The following is a 21685-nucleotide window of genomic DNA, read 5'->3' as shown; positions in this document are numbered from 1 at the left end:
TTTTTTTCAACTAAGGAACCGCGCTTTTACCGTCTAAAAATTTCCGACCGGCTTATTCACAACAATCAAATTCTTTATTTAACGTTCCGTATTATTCGAACTCTTTTCAGCAACTCAAAATATATTGCAGGATTTGCAAAGCCCCTACTCTTCTTTGGCGCAAAAAATAGAATCAATCGCTCGAGAATGATTAATCCACTATTCACACATCGTTTCAGCATAATCATCCGTATGCAGAGAAAATGTTTACATTTACTCAAAGATCCCTTGGAATCTTCACTCATTACGAGAAACCATACAAAACTACTTGACAGATAATCCTTAATAGCCTAGATTTATACTAGTTAGCGTTTCAAATTCAACTAAAAATAGGACTGGTTCGGATTTCAGAATAACGGGGTTGAGTAAAAATGGCAATACCTGACGAACATAAAGGAAAATATATCTTTCACTTCACTGATTATCGAAACCTTAATTCCATTATCGAGAATGGTTTGTTGTGTACTAACATGAAGGATGAGCAAGGAGTAAAACACTATAATATAGCAAATCAGGCTATACAGGAACGTAGGGCTGATACGGATGTCACAGCAGGGCCTGGTGGTAAGATTCACGATTATGTGCCTTTTTATTTTTCTTCTAGGAACCCGATGCTACTTTCTCTGCTGAATCAAAAAAATTGTGACCAGAATTGGATTATCTATCTGTGTGTTAAGATAAATCGTCTTGACAAGGATGATGCTGTGTTCACCAACTCATCGGCCAATACCGCTGTTCCACCAACCTTTTATGACAATCCGAGTCATCTTAACGATTTGGATTGGAAATTGATATTAAGTTGGAGGTGGGGAAAGTGGACAGATGATGAAAAGCATAAGAAGATGGCTGAGGCTTTAATCCATACAAGGGTTGATATTAGTGAGATTGATTCTATTGTGGTATACAACGAATGTATAAAAAATGAAGTTAAAAATTCTTTTAAACGGAACGGAATAAGTGCTCCTAAAATTCTTTTTCATAATCAGATGCCTGGGTATGAATTCTATTATACTAAGCATTTCTTTGGAAACAATAAAGACTTTTACGACAGAAAAGACGAGACTCTTGTCACAGGACCATGCGATCTTTTGAGTCTTTACAAAAAACTAATTGAAGATGTGAAGAAAGCTAGGTTTGCAAAGCGAGGAAGTTGTCCATATGAAACGGTCAAAATTCTCGTGGAGGCTCTGAACCAAGATATAACTATATTGCCTGAGACGAAGGCCGCAGCGGAAATCCTTCAGAACTATCCACCTCATAACGATTTCGTTGGCGACCACACCAAGAAAGTGGTCGAAGAGATGCAGAATACCGACTACTATAAGAACGCCTCAAAAGATGTGAAGAACGTATTATTGTTGGGCGCTTACCTCCACGACATAGAAAAAGGTCCGGCTAGTAAATGGGAAAAAGATAACGGTGTGATGGTTCGGGCTTATCCCGACCATCCTGCCGATGCCATACCTATGCTCAAGCGCATATTGATAGAAGATATAGAGACATTAAGCGATGATGAAATACGCAGGCTTTGTATGCTTGTGGTTTATCACGACATTATTGGCGAATGTTGCGGGAAAGGCCGCAACAAGCAGCAAATCGCCGATTTGATTGAGGGTGAAGATGATTACGACATGCTAACAGCTATATCAATAGCAGATACAACAGCCATCATTAGCTCCTGGAGAGAAAATATCATCATCGGAGCCAAAGCGATGAAAGCTGAAGTAATGGAACTTAAAAACGGATAGTTATGGCAAATCAAATCAAATACGCTTTCCGTATGACGCATATAGACAACATACCGCACATTGTACGTTGTGGTTTGGTTCACGCCTCATCACCTTTGCACGACGAACACTATGTGAGCATAGGCGACAATCAGGTTATTAATCGTCGAAATGAAAGTCCAGTCAATGGCTATCACTTAAACGACTACATACCATTTTATTTTGGCCCCCGTTCACCTATGTTATATGTGATACAGCATGGGTACAATGGTGTACGCCGTGTGGAACCGGAAAATATCGTTTACTGTGTAGTCGGAATCGACGATTTAATCAGCAACAATGTAAATTGTATTTTCACAGATGGTCACGCATTGAATAAATTTACCGTTTTCTATGCGAAAGAGCAGTTGTCAAGCATCAACGAGATTGTGAAATATGACGATGTATACTCTACGCAGTGGAATCCTGAGAATGATCTCGACCTGAAACGCCGCAAGGAGGCCGAACTGTTGATAGAAGAAGACTTACCACCACAATATGTGAAAGGATATGCCGTTTATAATGAAATAGCTAAGCAAAGATTAGTAGATATGGGCGTTGTCCTAGAAAAAATCTCCATTAAACCGAATTACTATTTTTAATAAGGCTTGCTTATGATACACTATGTAAAAGGAAACCTATTGGAAAGCAAGGCTGAAGCCTTGGTTAACACCGTGAATACGGTAGGAGTGATGGGCAAAGGGATAGCCTTACAATTTAAGGAGGCTTATCCAGAAAATTTCCGTGTCTATTATAACGCCTGTCGGAAGAATGAACTGCATATTGGGAATATGCTGGTAGTAGAGGATTCTAACCTGACCAGCGGGTCTAAGATAATAGTAAACTTTCCGACCAAGACCCATTGGCGTTATCCGTCTGAATATTCATATATAGGGCAAGGTCTACAATCACTGCGCAGGGAAATCATCTCTCGCCACATCCGTTCGATTGCAATCCCCCCGCTTGGTTCACACAATGGTGGCCTTGACTGGCTACGGGTAAAACAGATGGTGGAGCAAACCCTAGCTGATGTCGAATGCGAAATATATTTATATGAACCGTCAGAAGCCATTGTGGAGCGATTGAAGACTGAACGAGTCAAATTGACTCCGGCTAGAGCCATGCTCTTGCTGATGTTTGCCGACATGATCCACTGTGGAGAGTTCGCTTCCGTATTTGCCGCAGAAAAACTGATATATTTTTTGCAACGATTGGGCGCAAAAAACGTCTTCCACATAGAATTCAAGCCCTATTTTTATGGACCCTACTCTGGCGGGAAGGTGACACATATGCTTTACCATATGAACGGCAGCTATGTGAAAGGGATGGGGGGGATGGATGTTCGACCCTTTGATTACATCTGGCTGACTGATGATGCTGCATTAGAGGCGCAGAAATACATAGATGATTATAAAGATTGCCGCTTACGCGAAATATGTGATAAGGCGAAAAAATTCTTGCGAGGTTATTATTCCAATTATTCACTAGAACTGCTTTCCACTGTAGACTACTTGTTAGAGAACCAGCCCGAGATGAAGGATTGGAAGTACACAGACGAGCATAAAGTAACAGATATTCTTATGCAGAAGATACAGCAATGGAGCCGGCGTAAAGAGAAACTGTTTAATCCTTCGCATGTAACCTTTGCGATAAAAGCACTAAAAGAACTAAATGGTAGTGTAAATCAAGCTGTGTCATCGTCTGTTGTTTGATTCCTTGGTAAAACGAACCGGTCTCCGAACCAGATGCACACCTATTGCGCGATTAGCGACCAGTTTGCCAACGGCATCGTCCATTTTTTACTGATATTGCGATAGGCGAGACGGACTAATTTGACGAGGGCGTCGTCGGATGCGAACACGCCATTCTTGAACAATTCCTTGACCTTGACCATTACCAAGCCAAGAGCGCTGTTTGCCATTATCACAATCCTTTCCCTACATTATAGTATGGTTAGAGGTGGGGTGGATTGTGATACAGTTTAGTTTACAGACTCTTTTTTGCTATATATTACCCACATAGTCTACTTTTTTCACTTTTTTAGGTGCTTTTTTGAAATGAGGCTTATAAAAAACATAAAAAGATTTATAAAGTACAATAAGGTTATCTCAGTATGCTTTGCAACATCTTTTGCAATCATCGTTCTGTATATTTTCTCTCTAAATGAGACGGAATGGTTTCCGCATGCAGGCGACTGGTTCAATGTTTTATTTCAACTATCTATAGGCTTTGTAATTAACTTTATTTTCTATGTAACGCAGGTTTATATTCCCCGGCAGAATCTCTCTCGACAAGCGAACCGCTGTATTCAGGAACGAATTCAAAATGTTGTAGACAAAATGGACGATATATTTAGGCGAATTGTTGACAAATACGAAAGTCCTTATAACAAACAGAATATGACAAGTGAAAAAATATTAGAAATCCTTCATAAAATAAAAACTCTTGATAGGATTAATGTTGTTGCCGCAAAGAGATCGGGCTGTACTCGCGAAGCTTGGCAACGGATAGTCCCGTTACCTTTTCGGCATTCTTTTCTACCAGAGCAAAGGAATCCATTTTCGCCTCGTGGAACAGTTATCTTGTTACCCAACTGTGGGTAGCGGATCTCCCGCTACTATAAATTACAGCAATTTTCTACAAAAAAATAGAATTTTGTTCTACAAATTGTAGACATAATTTTGGGCTTCCGGCTGGGCTGATCCACAGCAGGCGCTCCAGCACCGGGCCCGGACAAGATCTTTTCTTAAAATAAATCTTGATATTATCTAGATAATATCATATATTGTAGACAACCGCTTTCAAGTTGAGGGACAAACAATGGGAAAAATTGACGAAATCGAACGAGACGCAGCCCAAAAGGCCATTGCGGCCTCAAAGCAACGTGCAGCAAAAAAAGCGAGAAAGTCCAAGGTCGGTACAAGCTTCGACCCCGGCGTCCTGGAGGCATTCAAGGCAAAAGCCGAACGCGTGGGCATACCTTACCAGACGTTACTCAATTCCGTTGTCAAGCGGTACACAGAAGGAAAACTTGACATAGAGGTCGCCTAAGGCAACTTTCCTCACCGCCCTGAAACAATAGTTCCAGGGCTTCTTTGTATGGCAGGGGAAACGGGGCCTTTGGGAAAAATGCAGCGGACCTCTTGACAAATGTTGGTCGAAAATCTATTTTTAGTGCACAAGTGAGTAGTCTGTGTAAATTTGGCCAATACCGACGGAAGACCATTGACGCATGGGCTGCGGGAATGTATTTTTGAATGTTGAGGTAAATATGGCCGAGAAATTGACCAAGAAAATGTTCGAGCCAATGGATGGCGCCGTGACCCTTAAGAAAGGAAATGGCCGGCGTGTCTCGTATATGTCGGTCAAACGTTATGCCGATACCCTGAAGGAGATTGCCCTGAAAAGGCGAATCTCAATTGCCGCCGTGCTTAGCGAAGCCTGCCAACAGCCGATTGTAGCAAAACGACCTGCCGCACGAATGAACCCAAAACGAGCAAAGGCTTAATCAGGGGAAGGAATGGGCGAGAGATCTTTGATACTTTACCACGGCACAGATTCCAAGATTTTGACTCCCGATTTGACGAAATGCAATGCATATCGGGACTTTGGCCGAGCCTTCTATTTGTCGTATAACAAGGGACTAGCGAGGAACTGGGCCGAAAAGAAAAACAGGACTCAAGCAAAAGTGAACGGTTATGGTTTAGTCTTGAACAATGTTGAAGATGGCTGTCTGAAGATTAAACGGTTCAAGGCTGACGAGAAATGGGCGAAGTTTGTCTATGAAAACAGAACGAAAGAAGGTTATGTTCGTCCTGACTATGACATCGTTATCGGCCCGATAGCCGACAACACCCTGCAGGACTGGTTCAATAAGCTGGATGAAGAAGGCTTGAGTTTCAGCGCCATCGCCCCGAAGATTCGGTACGAAAAGTTCAAGGACAATCAGTTTGCGTTTTGCTCATCTAGGGCGATAAAACTGCTGAAATGGGTGGCGTGTCAATGACTACCAGTGAAAAACTGTCCTTGATGGACCATTATGTAAAAAAGATGACAATGATGCTTGCAAACGAGTTTAACTTGTCTGTGGAGAGTTCGATGCAATTCGTGCTGGCGTCTTCTTGTTTTAAGGATTTGCACGAAAAGTCTTTTTTGCTTGAAGAAGGAGATCTTTTTCATTTTGATCTTTTGAAGAAGGAGTTCTGCGCCAAGCAGGGGCAATCAACAGTACGCTAGACAGGCCGGATTTGTCCCTCTCAAGGTCATTTATGGATATTCGCCCTGAAACAACCGTTCCAGGGCTTCTTTATTGGAAATTTTTTTAGGAACCGATTGACAACCGCACAAAAACAGTATACATTTGTACAGAGACAATCTAAACGATGGCTTTTGAACGCATGTAAGCCATAAGGGGCAACCAATGAGCGACTTTTACGCCGAGACGCGTGCGGTTGTGGAATCCACGGCGAGCTGCGGGGATAAATTGGGGCTTGATTTAGTCCAAGGCTTCTGACTTAGACATCTCTAATAATAATGTAAGGGTTTTAAAATCTTTACGGTCCCCTTTGTTTTTACTATATTCGCGCGCGAAAAATGAACTTCCGCGCTTTTTTTTGATGGTGGCGGAAATAAGGAGAAAAAATGAGCAAGGATTTAAAAGAAAAAGCTCTTGAATACCATTCCATGGGCAAGCCCGGCAAGATTGAAATTGTGCCGACCAAGCCGCACAGCACGCAGACCGACCTGGGTCTTGCGTACACTCCGGGTGTCGCTGTTCCTTGCTTGGAAATCGAAAAGGATAACAACCTCGCTTACGAATACACGGGCAAGGGTAACCTGGTTGCCGTGATCAGTAACGGTACCGCGGTGCTTGGCCTCGGTGACATTGGCGCTCTCGCCGGTAAGCCGGTGATGGAAGGCAAGGCTCTCCTCTTCAAGATTTATGCCGGTATCGATGTGTTCGACATCGAAATCAACGAGAAGGACCCGAAGAAGTTTATCGAAATCGTGAAGGGGATTGCCCCGACATTCGGCGGTATCAACCTGGAAGACATCAAGGCTCCGGAATGCTTCGAAATCGAAGACACCCTGAAGGCCGAACTTGACATTCCCGTGATGCACGATGACCAGCACGGTACGGCTATCATTTCTTCTGCAGGCCTCTTGAACGCTATCGAAGTGGCGGGCAAGAGCATTCGCGACGTGAAGATGGTGGTGAACGGTGCGGGTGCAGCCGCCTGCGCCTGCACGCGACTCTACTTGTCGCTCGGTCTCAAGAAAGAGAACCTGGTGATGTGCGACAGTAAGGGCGTCATCCGCAAGGACCGCAAGGGCTTAACCGAAGCGAAGGCTTTCTTTGCGACCGACCGCACCGATATCGAAACGCTCGAAGACGCCATGAAGGGCGCCGACGTATTCGTGGGTCTTTCCAAGGGCAACATTCTGACCCGCGAAATGGTCCGCAGCATGGCTGACCAGCCGATCGTTTTCGCGCTTGCCAACCCGAACCCCGAAATCAGCTACGAAGAAGCCATGGCAAGCCGTGGCGACCTGATTTTTGCGACGGGCCGCAGCGACTATCCGAACCAGGTGAACAACGTGATCGGTTTCCCGTACATTTTCCGCGGGGCTCTCGATGTTCGTGCTACTTGCATTAACGAACACATGAAGCATGCCGCCGTGCGAGCCATTGCGGCCCTTGCCCACAAGCCGGTTCCGGATGTGGTGAACATTGCCTACAACGCCCAGCGCTTTACCTTCGGTAAGGAATACCTGATTCCGAAGCCCTTGGATCCGCGCCTCTTGACCGATGTTTCTATCGCCGTGGCGAAGGCCGCAATCGAAAGTGGCGTGGCCCGCAAGCCGATTACCGATTGGGATGCCTACTATGATCGTCTGCGAGACATGATGGGTTACGACAACAAGCTCATCCGTCAGTTCAGCGATACCGCCCGCAGCAACCCGAAGCGCGTGGTGTTTGCCGAAAGCAACCTCAACATGCTCAAGGCCGCCGTGCAGGCCAAGATCGAAGGCGTTGCTCACCCGATTCTGCTTGGCAACCCCGACCGCATCCAGATTATTGCTCAGCGCGAACAGCTGGACCTCACGGGCATCAAGATTGTGAACCCGCGTTCTCCGGAAGAATTCGAACGACGCCGCAAGTACGCCGAAATCTACGCCGAAGAAAACGGCCGTAACGGCGTGACGCTCGACGAAGCCCGCGATGACATGTTCGAACCGAACCACTTCGGTATGATGATGGTGAAGGTGGGCGACGCTGACGCCCTCATTTCTGGCGGCTACTCCAAGTATAGCGAAACGATTGAACTTGCCAAGGAAATCATCGGTATCCGCGACGAATACAATCACTTCGGCGCTATGCATATCTTGAGCACCCGCAAGGGAACGTTCTTCCTGGCCGATACGCTGGTGAACCGCGACCCCGATGCAGAAACCCTCGTGGATATCGTCAAGCTCACTCACGACGCCGTGCGCTTCTTTGCCCATGAACCGGTGATGGCGATGCTCAGCTACGCAAACTTCGGTAGCGACAAGGGTGCTCCGCGCGGAACGTCCAACACCGCCCGCGAAGCCGTGAAGATGATTCACGAACAGTATCCGGATTACATGATTGACGGCGAAATGCAGGTGAACGTGGCGCTCGACAAGGACCTGCGCGATACCAAGTACCCCTTCAACAAGGTCAAGGGCCAGACGGTCAACACGCTTATCTTCCCGTGCCTCTCTTCTGCAAATACCACGTGCAAGATGCTCTTGGAAATGGGCGTGGGCGAATCCATCGGTCCTGTGCAGATGGGCTTGAACAAGCCGGTGCACTTCACCGACACCGACGCCTCGGTGCACGATATCTTCAACCTGACGGTGGCCGCCGTGATCGACGCGATTGTTCAGGAAAAGAAGGACGAAGAAAATAGCCGCAAGAAATACGACAAGATGTGGTAAGGACTTTATAATGGTGCGGTTGTCCTGCACTAGGGCCTTATACTCTTAATTAGAATCGTCTCGGTCAATCCGGGGCGATTTTCTGTTTTAAAGAGGCGAAAAAAATTCTTTTTTTCATTTGACAATTATTGTCTAGAAAGCGATAGTATATTTGGTAAGTGAAAATCGCCGTGGACAACGGCAAAGGAAAAAGATGAAGTTCATCCACACCGCCGACTGGCATTTGGGTAATTCGATGCATGACATCAATCGTAGGGAAGAAGCCAAACAATTCTTGGACTGGCTCCGGGAACGCATCGTTGAATTCGGTGCGGAATGCCTCGTGGTGGCGGGGGATATCTTCGATACGGTGAATCCTCCGGTGGAAGCGCGCCGGATGTATTTCCGTTTTTTGGCGTCGTTGTTGGATACCTGCTGCAAGAACATCGTGCTGGTGGGCGGTAACCATGATTCGGGAACGTTGCTGGATGCGCCGCGCGATCTACTGGATGCCTTGAATATCCAGATGGTCGGTTCCATGGGGGACCGTTCCGTTGAGGACCTGGTCAAGGAACTGACGGATGGCCGTGGCGAGGTGATTGGAATCAGTGCCGCCGTGCCGTATGTGCGTGAGGCGGACTTGCGCCCATATCTGACAGAAGGTGCCGAAAATTTTGCCGACAGTACTTACAGGGGCTTGTATGGGGCTGTCTATGAGGCGGCGGAAAAGCTGCGTGCTGGCCGTGAAATTCCGATCGTCGCGACGGGACACTTGTATGCGGCCAAACTGGAAGGTCGCCCCGATAACGATGACGGTCGCGATATGAAGAATCACGGTGTGCGAGATATCGTGGGAAACCTGGGAACGGTGTCGGTGGGCGTATTCCCCGAGGGGCTTGACTATGTTGCCCTTGGCCATATCCATTACACGACCATGGTGGCGAAGAATCCCAAGGTTCGCTATTCGGGATCTCCGTTCGTGTTGGGATTCGATGAAGCGAAAATGCCGCATTATATCTTGACGGTTGATTTGGCGCAGGGGCAGAATCCTGTTGTGGAAAAGGTGGAAGTTCCGCATTATTTTGAATTCCGCCGTTTGACTGGGGCTACTGCCGAAATCCGTCGTCAGTTGGTGGCGTTGAGGTCTGAAGCTTTGGCAAAACCGGTAAAGTTGGAAATCGTTTATGATTATGATCCGCGGGTAAATGTCCAGGCGGAACTGGAAGATGTCCTTGAAGGTGAAAATTACGAGGTCGTCAGCTGGAAGTCGAATCGCCGGGATTCCTTGAATGCCGCGGACTTTACGGATGATTCTTCTGACGGAATCGAGATCCCCGACGAAAGGGGTGTTTTCAAGTTGCTGCTGATGAAACAGGCTGGCTTGACTGAAGCCGATGAGCAGGTAGAGGCGCAGTATGCCGAATACTTGCCGTTTTTTGAGCAGGTGTTGGAAGAAGTGGAACGCGAAGGCTAAGGGGGCAAGTAATGAAGATTTTGAAAGTTGAATTCGAGAATATCAACTGCATTGCAGGCAAGTGGGAAATCGACTTTACGGATCCTACCTATAAGCAGGCAGGAAACCGTTTTGTCATCAGCGGACTGACGGGCTCCGGTAAGACATCCATTCTGGATGCCATTACGCTTGCTCTTTATGGACGCACGCCCCGTCAGGAAAAAATTTATGGAGCCGAAGGCAACGGAGTGATGACCGCCGACAAGGGCAACTGCTATGCCCAGGTGACGTACCAGTGCAAAAAGGGAATTTTTGTTTCCCGGTGGTCGCAGCGTAAAGGACGCGACCGTGCCGATGGACAGTTGCAGCCGGCCGAAGGGTTGATTTACGGTGTTGAACAGCCGGAATCTCCTTTGTTTAGTCATACGACGGGGGCCCGCGAAGAACTGGCCCAGGCGAATGCGGCAATCATTCAGTTGGACTATTCCGAATTTTGTCGTTCCATTATGCTGGCGCAAGGTGAATTCAGCAAGTTCCTGACTTGCGATGAAGAGGAACGCGCCGAAATTCTTGAGAAATTGAACGGTATGGAAAACTACCGCCGCATTGCGCAGAAGGTCGCGGAACACTGGTCCGTGAGCAAGCGCGCCAAGGAACAGGCGGAATCGAATTTTGGAACGCTGGCGGAATCCATTCCGAGTGCCGAAGAAATTGCGCTGCAACAGAATAAGCTTGTCGAATTCAAGGCGCGCGAAGAATCAATTGGGCAGGAACAGGCGAAGGTTGCATCTCTGCTGGTTTGGCATAAGAATCTGGACGAAAAACAGGGCAAGCTGCAGAGTGCCGAAAAGGCTTTAAATCTGGCGAATGAGTCCAAGGAAAAGTTTGCCGAAAACGAGCTGCGCCTGCAACAGGCCGAAAAAGCGAAGGGTTGCGATTCCCTTTATCAGAAATTCGATCGGTTGCGTAAAGAGGAAAACGTTACTCAAGGCAGCTTGAAAAAGATGCAGGGGGAATTGGATTCTGCGGAATCATCTTTGAAGAAACTTGATGAAGCCAAGAAAAATGCGGAAAAGTCTAAGAATGATGCCAATGATTTCGTTCAGTCGCATCGGGAACTTTGGAACAATGTGCGTGCTCTTGACGTCAAGATTGCGGGAACCGTGGCGAACCTGAGCGCGGAAGAAAAACGTTGCAAGGATGCCGATAAAATCCTGAAAAATTTGCTGGATGAACAGGCCGGAATGCTCCTGAACCTGCAAACATTGGAAGCTCAAGAAAAAGACCTGCAGAAAAAGGTGTCTGATTCCAGTAGCGACGAGGCGCTCAAGGAGGTGTTGCCGAAGGGCGAATTGCAGGTTGCGGAACTGGCGCGCGTGCGGAAGGATTATTCCGATGCTCAGGTTTTGAAAAACAAGGCGACGCAGCTTGCTGCGGAAACGCAGGTGAAGTTGGATGTGGCTTTGACTCGCCGCGAAACCTTGAATGCCGAGCTGCAGGAGCTTTTCCGCAACGATGTCCTAGTGCTTGCAAACATTATCCAGAAACACCTGGAAGAGGGGGCTCCCTGCCCTGTGTGCGGCTCTAAGGAACATCCTGCTTGCAACGGGAACGTCGCAGAACAGGCCTCTTCTGCGGAGGACGAATCCCGTGCGGTTGACGCTGCGTCTAAGGTACGTGCATTGAATGCGAAAATTCAGACTGCCGATGGCGAAATCCAGAATATGCAGAGCGCGAAGGCTCAGGCAGAGTCCGATGAAAGAAGCTATGCAGAATCCTTGGAAAAGTTGACGGAAAGGGCACAAGGCATTATTGATGGCTTGACGGAACTGTGCAAGCCGTGGATTGAATTCGACAGCAAGAATGCCGGAACGCAAATGGATTCGCTTAAGGCGCGCTATGAGGCTTTCTGCAAATCGAAGGAAACTTTGGAACAGGTTTCTGGCAATTTGAAAATCGTTAGGAACAACTACGAAAACAGCGCAGAGGGAATTGGTCGCGCAAAGAATCAACTGGAGCAGGAACAGAGCTCCCTTGCGGAAATTCAGGCTGAACTGCAGAAACTTCAGGCTGAACGTCGCGAAATGTTCGGCGAGCAGAATGTCCAAGAAGTTGTCGAAAAGGCCGAGGCCGATTTAAAAACGGCAACGGATCGCTTTGCCGTTGCGGACAAGAATTTCCGCTTGGCCGAAGATAAACGCAATGGTCTCTTGACCCGTTTGACGACCATGAAGGAAAACTTGCAAAAGGTTTCTCTGGAGTTGGAACAGGCTTCTGCCAAGTTTACGGATGCGCTTGCCTCAAAGGGTTTTGCTGGTGAAGACGAGTTCTTGAAGGTGCTGCTTTCGGACGGAGAATTCGATGCGTTGACTCGCCGACGCTCCGAAATCAATGAGGCTTTGGTTGCGTGTAGGCAGTCCTTGCGCGATGCAACGGAAGCTTTGGAAAAGGTTAAAGCTGAAAATCAGGATTCGACTCCGGTCGAAGAACTTGAATCGAAAAAGGCTGCCGTCGATGCCGAACTGAAGAAAATGCAACAGGATGTCGGCGCGATTCAAGAAGCGATTCGCAACTATAATGAACGGCAAAAGCAGCTTGAAAAGCTAAAGGCTGAACTGGATTCCAGGCAGGCGGAATTTAACCGCTGGAATACGATGCGAAGCTGGTTCGGCAGGGCTGACGGTAGCGACTTTGTCACGTTTGTGCAAGGGCTTACCTTCCGGTCGCTGTTGAAATTGGCGAACAAGCAGTTGCTGCGGATGAAAGACCGTTATCAGCTGGTCATGTCGGGAGACCTGGGCTTCCGCGTCAAGGATGACTTTTTCGGGGAGCCGCGCCGAACGAGCAACCTTTCTGGCGGCGAAAAGTTCCTGGTAAGTCTTGCCTTTGCCTTGGGCATCGCGGAATATGCTAGCCGCAATGTCCGTGTAGACTCCCTCTTTATGGACGAAGGCTTCGGTACGTTGGACGCGGATACGCTGGAATGCGTGCTGGATTGCCTGCGTGCGCAGGAACGCTCGGGCAAGATGCTCGGAATCATCACGCATGTGGAATCCGTTGTCGAAAGCATTACGCAGAGAATCGAACTGACTCCGGTTTCTCAGGGCCACAGTGTTATCAAGGGCCCGGGCGTTCGTCAGCTGTAGCTACTGCTGGACGGCTCCGTTGCCGGTCCTGGATGGCTCGGGCGTGAGCCGGGGCCTGCCTAGACCTTCTTCAGGATCGAGCGGAGTTCGTCGGCGGCTCGCTGCAAATCGTCGTTGATGATGATGTATTCGTACTTGCCTTTCGTCTTGGCGAATTCCATTTCCTTCTTCGCGTTCTTGAGACGGAGCTGGATGACTTCTTCGGAGTCGGTTCCGCGGCCACGCAGGCGCTTTTCGAGTTCTTCTTCGCTCGGCGGCAGAATCAGAATGCCGGTAGCGTCGGGGTAGACCTTGTCGAAGTTCACCTTGCCGAAAACGTCCAGGTCGAACAGGACGCGGTTCCCTTCGGCGAGAGTCTTCTCGACAAAGCTCTTGGGCGTTCCGTAGTAGTTGCCGTGGACTTCGTTCCATTCGATAAGGCCGTCTTCTTTGATCAGCTTTTCGAATTCTTCCTTGGTCTTGAAGAAGTAATGGACTCCGTCGACTTCACCTTCGCGCGGGGCGCGTGTGGTGGCCGAAATGGAATACTTGATGTCCGGAAAATCCTTGATGACCAGGTCCTTGAGGGTGGTCTTTCCTGCGCCACTCGCGGCGCTCATCACAAAAAGTTTGTTCTTCATATCGTAGCTTTGAGTTCGCTCGCGTGGCTCGCTTTGAGGTTTGAGTTCGCTCACGTTCGTTCGCTCTGAGGTTTAAGTTAGGCGGCCATGCCGCATTTATTATTGCTCAAAGGGCCTTTGGGCCCGTGCTCGTTGCTCATTCCTTCTTGTCTTCAATGTATAGCGGGCGCTGCTTGACTTCGTCGTAGATGCGTCCGATGTACTCGCCAAGGATGCCGATCGAGATGAGCTGCACGCCCGCGAAGAACACGATGGCGGTCATGAGCGATGCCCAGCCGGGAACCGTTGTCGCGGGAGAAAGAATCTTTTCGAGGATGGACCAGACGAATACGCCGAAACTCACGATGGCGGCGAAAAGTCCCAGGTAGAAACTGAGCTTGAGTGGTGCGGAACTGAAACCGGTGATTCCGTCGAAGGCGAGGCGTACCATTTTCTTGAGCGGGTACTTGGACGTGCCCGCGGTGCGTTCGGCACGGTCGTACTTGACGCCGATTTTCTTGAAGCCGACCCAGCAGACGAGCCCGCGCAGGAATCGGCTGCGTTCCGGCAGGTTCTTGAGCTGGTTTACCACGCAGCGGTCCATGAGGCGGAAGTCGCCGGTATCGGGCGGAATGTCGATGTTCGTGAGTTTGCCAATTAGACGGTAGAATGCGAATGCGGTGAAGCGCTTGAAAATGGTTTCGCCTTTGCGCTTGTTCCTCTGTGCGTAAACGACCTGGTAGCCTTCGCGCCATTTTTCGAGCATTTCGTGAATCAGACTCGGTGGGTCCTGAAGGTCCCCGTCAATAATGACGACGGCATCGCCGATACAATGGTCGAGGCCTGCGCTGAATGCCGCCTGGTGCCCGAAGTTACGGCTGAAGTTGATAATCTTGTTGTTCGGGTTGCTCGGCAGTAGGCTTTCGACAATTTCTCGGGTGCGGTCCTTGGAACCGTCGTTCACAAAAATCAGCTCGTGCTCGATATCCTTGAGTTCATCTTCTAGGACGCGGTACGTTTCCGCGACGATTTCTTCTTCGTTGTAGACAGGAATGATGACTGACAGGAGCATGGTTCGCCTACGGGATAAGTGCTGGATTGATGAAATCGACGTGGTCGCAGTTGATGTTCTTGAGCGGGAGCGCCTTGAGTGTGAGAACTTTTACGTTTTCGATGTTCACATCGATACTCTTCAGCTTTCCGTAGGAAAAACTCCCGCTATCGAAAATCACATTGCCGTCGGCCAGAACTTGTAGCTGCACTCCGTCGCTGCAAAGGGACTCTTCGTCAAGACCGTAGGCCATCTTGAAGGTCTTGTACTTTCCTTCGATATTGTAGACCGTTTCGGAGGCGGCGTGCGTGCCGAAACCTTCGTTGTAGAATTTGTTGTCCACCTTGAAATTGTGGCCTTCGATGCTTTCGTTCTTATGGAGCGTTCCCCAGCCCTGCTTGTGGCTTGTGTAAGGGTATTCGGTGAGCTTGACGGCTCCCGTTTTGCTGTAGAAATAGAACTTCTGGATGTCGACGATAATTTTACCGTTCTTCGGATTCTGGACAACGAATTCCAGCTGGTTGTAGCCTGGGTGGAGTTGTTCTTCCTTGACATTCCCGCTGAAGTTTCCTTTGGTGTACGGTGCGCGTGAAACGGTGTCCCCGTTCACTTGCACGGTATAAATCCACTGGCTAGTAGCGGTCGCCTTTTCGTTGAGGCTGAAACTGTACTGAAGCGCGGATGCGGCCGAATCCCCGGCGGCATTCTGTATGAATTCGGGCTCGTTCACGGTAATGATGTTTGTCGGATTGAAATCCTTGCGCCCGTTGAACTTGGCGATTTGCACCCAGTAGTTGTTGGTAATAAGGATATTCTTGACTCCTTCAAGATCCATGTCGCGTTCGAAAATGTCGCAAGTGGTCGCGATGCGGTGTTCCACCGCCTTCTTGTGGTAAGTGTGGCTGTCCCAGCAGTCGAGCCCGCGGATGTAGTAGACTTCGCCCTGGTACTTGTTGACGAGGTTCTTGAGTTCTTCGGAACTCATTTGCCTTGCGCGGTCATAGTGGATAGAAGATATTCCGTAACCGATGAAATGCCAGGGGCGACCGTAAATAAAGAATCGGTCCTTTTGAGGCTGTTCCGCGAGCCATCCGAGAATCTCGTGTTCCTCGATGGTGAGGTGGTTGCGGTTGTACATGATGTTCTTGTTGAAGTCTTCCTTGTAGTGGAATGTCCAGGCGGTAAAGAGGGCGCCGGCCACGAGGGTCACCAACAGGGCTGTCACTGCGTTCTGCTTGGAATCCTTTCCGCTCATCGAGGCGATGGTCTGTTGGACAAGGTGTGCTACGGGGAGGGCTCCTACAAACGCCATGGACGGAAGCATCACCAGGCTGTAGCGCTGGTTAATCTGGATGCTGAAATCGCCCGAGACGTTTTCAAGAATCATGTAGGTCTGTATGTGGTACAGGAGCAGGAATGCGAGAATTTCCAGGTAGAAGTAGTCTTTTTTCCTTGCACCGAGAATGGCTCGTGCAAGCAGGTAAATGGCGCCTGCGACAAAGAGGTAGTTGAAGTAGGAGAGGAAGGGATTTTCGAGTTCGCCGTTCTTGTTGAGCGGCTTGGTCATTTCGGTCCAGTTGCGTGAAAGGTCTTCAAGGAAGTGGCCGTGCGCTTCGAATTCTCCTCCCTGGAAACCGAATCCCTGGAAATAGCTGATGGTCAGGAGTGCGGGAACCGAGAACAGCGAAAGCGTCACAAAGAACGTGGGGGCCTTGGCGCCCTTGCTGTCAAGAATCTTGGGGAGAGCGAACAAGATAAAGGCGAGCAGGCAGAAGGCTGTTTCTTGGCGGGTCTGTGCGAAAAATGCCAACGAAAGTGCGAGAAGAGCCCAGTGCCTGACGGTGTTGCGGTCGTAAGCCCACTTGAAAATGAGGAGCGAAAGTGCGGAAAGGAAAATGTAGAGGGGTTCCACCGACATGGCGCGGAACTGGAAAAGTACCGTGGGTTGTAATGCCGTAAGGAGGGCGGCGAAGAAGGCGAGCAGGGGCTGTCTTGTCCAGGCGGCAATGGCCAGGAACATCAGGAGTACTGCAAGCGGGAGCATCAGGAGCTCCATGTGGAAAATCCAGTGCAGGTCGTTACCTAGAAGCGGCATGCCGAGCAGGTACAGAAAAGCGAGTCCCTTGGTCTTGAAACTATTGGAAGTCGCGACGCATTTCAAGTTGCCGTTTTCAAAATACCCTTGGTTGCAGGTGCCCGATTCCTGATTGTAATACATGTTCTGGGCGACCGACATGAATACGCTCTCGTCGCTTTGCACGCGATGGCGGGCCTCGATCTGGGTGGCCGCAAAAATGGTGATGACTGCCGTGAAGGCAAGCATCAGGATCGAAATTTTCTTTTCGGGGAGAATTCCCTTGATCCATTCCCTAAAGTCCTTGTTCAGGGTGGCGAACAGGACGATTCCCGCAATGAACTGCACGATGAACAAGGGAAGCGGCAAATAAAGGTCGAGCGTGCGGATGGTATCCTTGTGGCCGACGTTTGGACCGAGGTAAATGAGGAAGGGAATCGCGAGGGAAATAACGAGGCCGACGATTGTGCCCGGGTGCGCGAGATTTTTCAAAAGACCGAGAATATAGGGTTTCATAGGTTAAATATAAATAAAGCAGCAGGAGCCTGCTGCTTTTAATCTTAGAACTTAGGTGATTCGCTTAAGTTCTGCCTACTATTTCTTCTTCTTTGTAGACTTCTTGCTTGCTTTTTTTGTGGACTTCTTTGAAGATTTCTTTGAAGCCTTTTTCGTTGATTTTTTAGAGGATTTCTTTGTAGTCTTTGTGGCGGCAGGCTTCGGCTCTTCTACCGGTGCGGGGACTGCTTCTGGTTCGGGCTCCGGTTCGGTAACGGTTTCGGGCGCCGGTTCCGAAGCGCTCTCTGCGGCTTCTGTCGCTGCGGAATCAGCTTCGCTTTCGTGGCTTTCTTCAACGGTTTCTGTCGTTGCGGTGTCGCTAGTGCTTTCGGCGGGAACCGCGGCTTCCGCAGGTTCGCTCGGCGTTTCGCTGGTTGCCGTGGAATCCGTTTCGGAGGCTTGTTCCGGTTCTGCGTACGGGTTGGTGTATGATTCGTAGCTATCGGAGGATTCGGGTTCCGCAGAATCGCTGCTTTCAAGAATGTTTGTATTAGTTTGTTCTGAATTTTCGGCGGGCTTTGCGGAATCGTCTCCGCCGAGGTTGATGCCGACGGAAAGCTGGATGCCTACGCGTCCCGAGGAAACGCGGAATTCGGTTTCGTTGCTTTTAAAGGATTTCTTGAGGGAAGAATAGTCGTAGACGACTTCAAGGCCGATGTTGTAGGGGAAAACGACTCCCGCACCACCTTCGACCATATAGTTGAGCGGGCTTTCCCACCAGTTTCCGTTGCCGGTGAGGGGGGCTAGCGTGCCGAATCGTGCGACGGCGTAGGGCTGGAACATGGCCTGCTTGTTGAAAAGTCCAAAAGAGGCGCTCAGCCAGACGGGAATGGTGGCCGGCGCGGCGGTTACGTCGCCTTTTTTCTGTGCGCTTTTATAGGCAAGACCGATGCCGTAACGGACATAGTCCGTGTTTGCCAAAAGTTCGGTACCGATTTCGAAGACGAGGTCTGCGTCGACCTTCATGTCGTCTTTTTTGCCGTGGTTTTCCCATGCGATTTTGTCTTTGCCGGGAATCTGGATCTGGGCGAGTGGTCTAACTTCGAGGGCGTTTGCCGTACTGAGCATCCCTGCAACTAAAAAAGCGATAGTGGAGAACGATCTTTTGGACATAATTTTTCCTTGCGGCTAAAAATAGATAATTTTTTGTATGATTTTCATAAGTAACACTTATTTTGCATTTGCCCTTTTTTTGATTTTTTTGAGCTTTTTTATGGCATTTTGTGCCTTTAAACCTTGAGATGGTATTGTAAAAAAACTAAATTTGCGTCGCTATTTTAGGGGCGGCTCATCGCCCTGTAATATAAAGAGAGGTTAAAAAAGTGCAAGACGCGTTGGTTACAAAAGCGGCTGACAACATTCGAATCCTTTCCGCTGCCATGGTGCAGAAGGCAAAGTCCGGACACCCGGGTGGAGCCATGGGCGCAGCAGACGCCATTACGCTCCTGTATTCGGAATTTCTCCGTTTTGACCCCGAAAACCCCTATTGGGAAGCCCGCGACCGCTTCTTTATGGACCCGGGCCACATGTCCGCGCTCCTGTACGGCGAACTTGCCATGCTCGGCAACCTCTCGATGGATGACCTCAAGAATTTCCGCCAGCTTGGCTCCCGCACGCCGGGCCACCCCGAAGTCGAAGTCGCCCTCGGCATCGAAAACTCCTCGGGTCCGCTCGGTATCGGTCATGCCGTAGCCCTCGGTAATGCGATTGCCGAACGCTTCATGGTGGAACGCTTTGGCGACATCCTGCAGCACAAGGTCGTATGCCTCGTGTCTGACGGTGGCCTTGAAGAAGAAATCGCTTACGGCGTGGGCCGTATTGCCGGTCACCTCAAGCTTTCGAACCTCATTTTCTTCTACGATGCCAACCAGGTGCAGCTCTCTTGCAAGGTTGAAGACGTGATGAGCCACGACTTCAAGAAGCAGTACGAAGCATGGGGCTTCCGCGTGATTGACGTGGCGGACGGTCACAACATTGCAGAACTCCGCAAGGCTTTCAAGGCCGCTTGGGCCGAAACCGAAAAGCCGACCATCATCATCGGTCACACCACCATGGCGAAGGGAGCCATCGCCGAAGACGGCAAGTCCTTCGAAGGTGCCGTTTCTACTCACGGTCAGCCGCTCAATGCTGCAGGCGCTTCTACCGACGCAACGGTGAAGAACCTCGGCGGTGATCCGGCCGATGCATTCAAGATTTTTGACGACGTGGAGGCTGGCTTCGAAGCCCGTAAGGAAGAACTCCGCAAGCAAGTCGCCGAATGGAAGAAGGCCAAGGCCGCTTGGGATGCCAAGAATCCCGAAAAGGCTGCCACCCTCAAGGAATGGCTCTCGGGCAAGGCTCCGAAGATCGACCTTTCCAAGCTCGAACTCAAGGAAGGTGTCGCTACCCGCGTGACTTCCGGCACCGTGCTCGGCTACCTCGCCGAAAACGTGAAGAACTGCATCTGCAGCTCCGCTGACCTTTCCAACTCCGACAACACCCAGGCCTTCCTCAACAAGACCGGCATCTTCCGCGCAGGCGACTTCAAGGGCGCCTTCGTCCAGGTGGGCGTTGCCGAACTGACCATGGGCGCCATCTGCTGCGGTATCGCATTGCACGGCGGCCTCTATCCGATTTGTGCTACATTCTTCGTGTTCAGCGATTTCATGAAGCCGGCGATTCGTATGGCTGCCCTCATGAAGCTCCCGGTCAAGTTCATGTACACGCATGACAGCTTCCGCGTGGGCGAAGACGGCCCGACGCACCAGCCGATCGAACACGAAACCCAGATCCGTTTGCTCGAAGGTCTCAAGCGCGAAGACGGCAAGTCCGAAATGTTGGTGCTCCGCCCGGCCGACGCCTTCGAAACCGTGACCGCCTGGGAAATGGCTTTTGAAAACAACGATCGCCCGACAGCGATTATCCTGACCCGCCAGAACGTGAAGACGCTCCCCGGTGACAAGCGCTACGAAGCCTCCAAGGCTTGCCGCAAGGGTGCCTACATCGTGAGCGACAATTGCGGTTCCGCACGCCCGGACCTGACCTTCGTGTCCAATGGTTCCGATGTGCTCCTGACTCACGACGCCGCCGAAATCCTTCGTGGCGAAGGCCTCAAGGTCCGCGTGGTCTCCATGATCAGCCCGGCCCTCTTTATGGCTCAGGACAAGGCTTACCGCGATTCCATCATCGTTCCTTGGACTCCGGTGTTCGCAAAGTCTAGCGGCCTTCCGCTTCTGTTCGCCCAGGTCGTGGGTGGCTTCGGCAAGGTCTCCGGTCTCGAACGCTTTGGCGCTTCCGCTCCGGCAGCAGTGCTCGAAAAGGAATTCGGTTACACTCCGGAAGCCGTCGTGGCCGCCGCGAAGGAATACCTCGCCGAATTCAAGGCAAACGTCGAGGAATTTAAGAAGAACAACTAGCGATGAGGTCGCCTTGCTTTGCAAGGCTTTGAGCTCTGAGGTCGGTGCTACGCGCTTTTGAGGTTCTGCTAGAATAATTAAATTTCTACTAAAGCCTCAAACCTCAAAGGGAGCCGAAGGCGACCGCGCTCAAACCTCAGACCTACAATAAGTGATATGATTTGCCCGTTTTGCAAGAAAGATAACGACAAGGTGGTGGATAGCCGCGTGAGCGGTTCCTCCATTCGACGCCGTCGAGAATGCTGCGAATGCGGCAAGCGCTTTACCACTCGCGAATACATCGAAGTCCAGCCGCTGACCGTAATCAAGCGCAGCGGCGAACATGAACCGTTCCAGCGCGAAAAGCTGCTGCGCGGTATCATGAACTCCTGCAAGAAACGTCCGGTTTCTGTTGCTGACATAGAACAGCTCGCGACCAACGTGGAAAACGCCTTGACCGTGACTGAAAACTTCGAAGTCAGCTATGAGCAGATTGGCAACCTGGTGATGCAGGAACTCAAGAAACTCGATGCCGTCGCTTACGTGCGCTTTGCCTCGATTTACCGCGAATTCAAGGAAGTTGGCGAGTTCGTGGACCAGATCAAGAGCATGGACAAGTAGCGCTGCGCACCTATGAGTTTTGAGCGCGTTCGTAAACTCACTTTGAGGTCGGTGCTACGCACCTT

Annotated in this window: 16 protein-coding genes and 1 pseudogene; 12 read left to right on the top strand and 5 right to left on the bottom strand. The window is 49.9% G+C overall.

What is annotated here, in order from left to right; translation table 11 throughout:
• Nucleotides 1–410 precede the first annotated feature (410 nt).
• From Q0P86_RS03085 to Q0P86_RS03075, 3 genes are read left to right on the top strand one after another with little or no spacing between them, the layout of a single operon-like run.
• Nucleotides 411–1787, top strand: coding sequence for a DUF4433 domain-containing protein (locus Q0P86_RS03085; protein WP_295037373.1), 1377 nt, complete (start codon nt 411–413; stop codon nt 1785–1787).
• 2 nt (nt 1788–1789) lie between these two features.
• Nucleotides 1790–2407 carry a DUF4433 domain-containing protein gene (locus Q0P86_RS03080; RefSeq protein ID WP_295037372.1) on the top strand — a complete coding sequence of 206 codons (618 nt, stop codon included), beginning with the start codon at nt 1790–1792 and terminating at the stop codon, nt 2405–2407.
• A 39-nt stretch (nt 2408–2446) separates the two neighbouring features.
• Nucleotides 2447–3517, top strand: coding sequence for a macro domain-containing protein (locus Q0P86_RS03075; RefSeq protein WP_295037371.1), 1071 nt, complete (start codon nt 2447–2449; stop codon nt 3515–3517).
• Between the two features lie 41 nt (nt 3518–3558).
• Here the strand turns inward: Q0P86_RS03075 and Q0P86_RS03070 are convergent.
• A pseudogene (locus Q0P86_RS03070) lies at nt 3559–3693 on the bottom strand (IS256 family transposase); the annotation flags it as partial.
• A gap of 932 nt (nt 3694–4625) precedes the next feature.
• On the opposite strand from Q0P86_RS03070, the gene Q0P86_RS03065 reads away from it, so the two are divergent.
• The 7 genes from Q0P86_RS03065 (at nt 4626) to Q0P86_RS03035 (ending at nt 13346) form a co-directional block, all read left to right on the top strand.
• Nucleotides 4626–4856: a BrnA antitoxin family protein gene (locus tag Q0P86_RS03065; RefSeq protein WP_295037367.1), complete on the top strand. Its 231-nt coding sequence runs from the start codon at nt 4626–4628 to the stop codon at nt 4854–4856.
• A gap of 220 nt (nt 4857–5076) precedes the next feature.
• Nucleotides 5077–5313, top strand: a complete 237-nt coding sequence (locus Q0P86_RS03060; RefSeq protein WP_294111967.1) for a hypothetical protein — start codon at nt 5077–5079, stop codon at nt 5311–5313.
• A 12-nt stretch (nt 5314–5325) separates the two neighbouring features.
• The gene (locus Q0P86_RS03055; RefSeq protein WP_295037364.1) at nt 5326–5811 is read left to right on the top strand and encodes a DUF3990 domain-containing protein; all 486 of its coding nucleotides are present in this window, start codon (nt 5326–5328) and stop codon (nt 5809–5811) included.
• On the top strand, nt 5808–6041 hold the full coding sequence (locus Q0P86_RS03050) for a hypothetical protein (RefSeq protein ID WP_173381094.1): 234 nt from the start codon (nt 5808–5810) through the stop codon (nt 6039–6041). The genes Q0P86_RS03055 and Q0P86_RS03050 overlap by 4 nt, the downstream gene beginning before the upstream one ends.
• Nucleotides 6042–6446: 405 nt before the next feature.
• Nucleotides 6447–8768, top strand: a complete 2322-nt coding sequence (locus tag Q0P86_RS03045) for an NADP-dependent malic enzyme (protein ID WP_295037362.1) — start codon at nt 6447–6449, stop codon at nt 8766–8768.
• A gap of 193 nt (nt 8769–8961) precedes the next feature.
• Complete coding sequence (sbcD, locus tag Q0P86_RS03040; protein ID WP_295037360.1) at nt 8962–10221, top strand: exonuclease subunit SbcD; 1260 nt, start codon at nt 8962–8964, stop codon at nt 10219–10221.
• An 11-nt stretch (nt 10222–10232) separates the two neighbouring features.
• Nucleotides 10233–13346, top strand: coding sequence for an AAA family ATPase (locus Q0P86_RS03035; RefSeq protein WP_295037359.1), 3114 nt, complete (start codon nt 10233–10235; stop codon nt 13344–13346).
• A gap of 59 nt (nt 13347–13405) precedes the next feature.
• Here the strand turns inward: Q0P86_RS03035 and gmk are convergent, their stop codons facing one another.
• The 4 genes from gmk to Q0P86_RS03015 all read right to left on the bottom strand — a co-directional run bounded on the left by gmk (nt 13406) and on the right by Q0P86_RS03015 (nt 18738).
• Entirely contained in the window at nt 13406–13966 is a 561-nt protein-coding gene (gmk, locus tag Q0P86_RS03030) for a guanylate kinase (RefSeq protein WP_294985541.1), read from the bottom strand.
• Between the two features lie 136 nt (nt 13967–14102).
• Nucleotides 14103–15017 (bottom strand): glycosyltransferase family 2 protein, encoded by a 915-nt coding sequence (locus tag Q0P86_RS03025; protein WP_290992029.1) that lies wholly within the window; start codon nt 15015–15017, stop codon nt 14103–14105.
• 7 nt (nt 15018–15024) lie between these two features.
• Nucleotides 15025–17586, bottom strand: a complete 2562-nt coding sequence (locus tag Q0P86_RS03020) for an NPCBM/NEW2 domain-containing protein (RefSeq protein ID WP_295037355.1) — start codon at nt 17584–17586, stop codon at nt 15025–15027.
• 78 nt (nt 17587–17664) lie between these two features.
• A complete protein-coding gene (locus tag Q0P86_RS03015) occupies nt 17665–18738 on the bottom strand; it encodes a hypothetical protein (protein ID WP_295037352.1) in 1074 nt (357 codons plus the stop codon).
• Between the two features lie 209 nt (nt 18739–18947).
• Here Q0P86_RS03015 and Q0P86_RS03010 point away from each other — a divergent pair, with 209 nt between their 5' ends.
• Together Q0P86_RS03010 and nrdR are read left to right on the top strand one after the other, a co-directional pair.
• Nucleotides 18948–21020, top strand: coding sequence for a transketolase (locus Q0P86_RS03010; RefSeq protein ID WP_295037350.1), 2073 nt, complete (start codon nt 18948–18950; stop codon nt 21018–21020).
• Nucleotides 21021–21176: 156 nt separating this feature from the next.
• Nucleotides 21177–21620: a transcriptional regulator NrdR gene (nrdR, locus tag Q0P86_RS03005; RefSeq protein WP_072977912.1), complete on the top strand. Its 444-nt coding sequence runs from the start codon at nt 21177–21179 to the stop codon at nt 21618–21620.
• Nucleotides 21621–21685 lie beyond the last annotated feature (65 nt).

Origin of the sequence: uncultured Fibrobacter sp. (assembly GCF_946062555.1) — a bacterium.
In the GTDB taxonomy this organism is placed as follows: Bacteria; Fibrobacterota; Fibrobacteria; order Fibrobacterales; family Fibrobacteraceae; genus Fibrobacter.
This window is presented reverse-complemented; position numbering and strand designations above follow the sequence as displayed.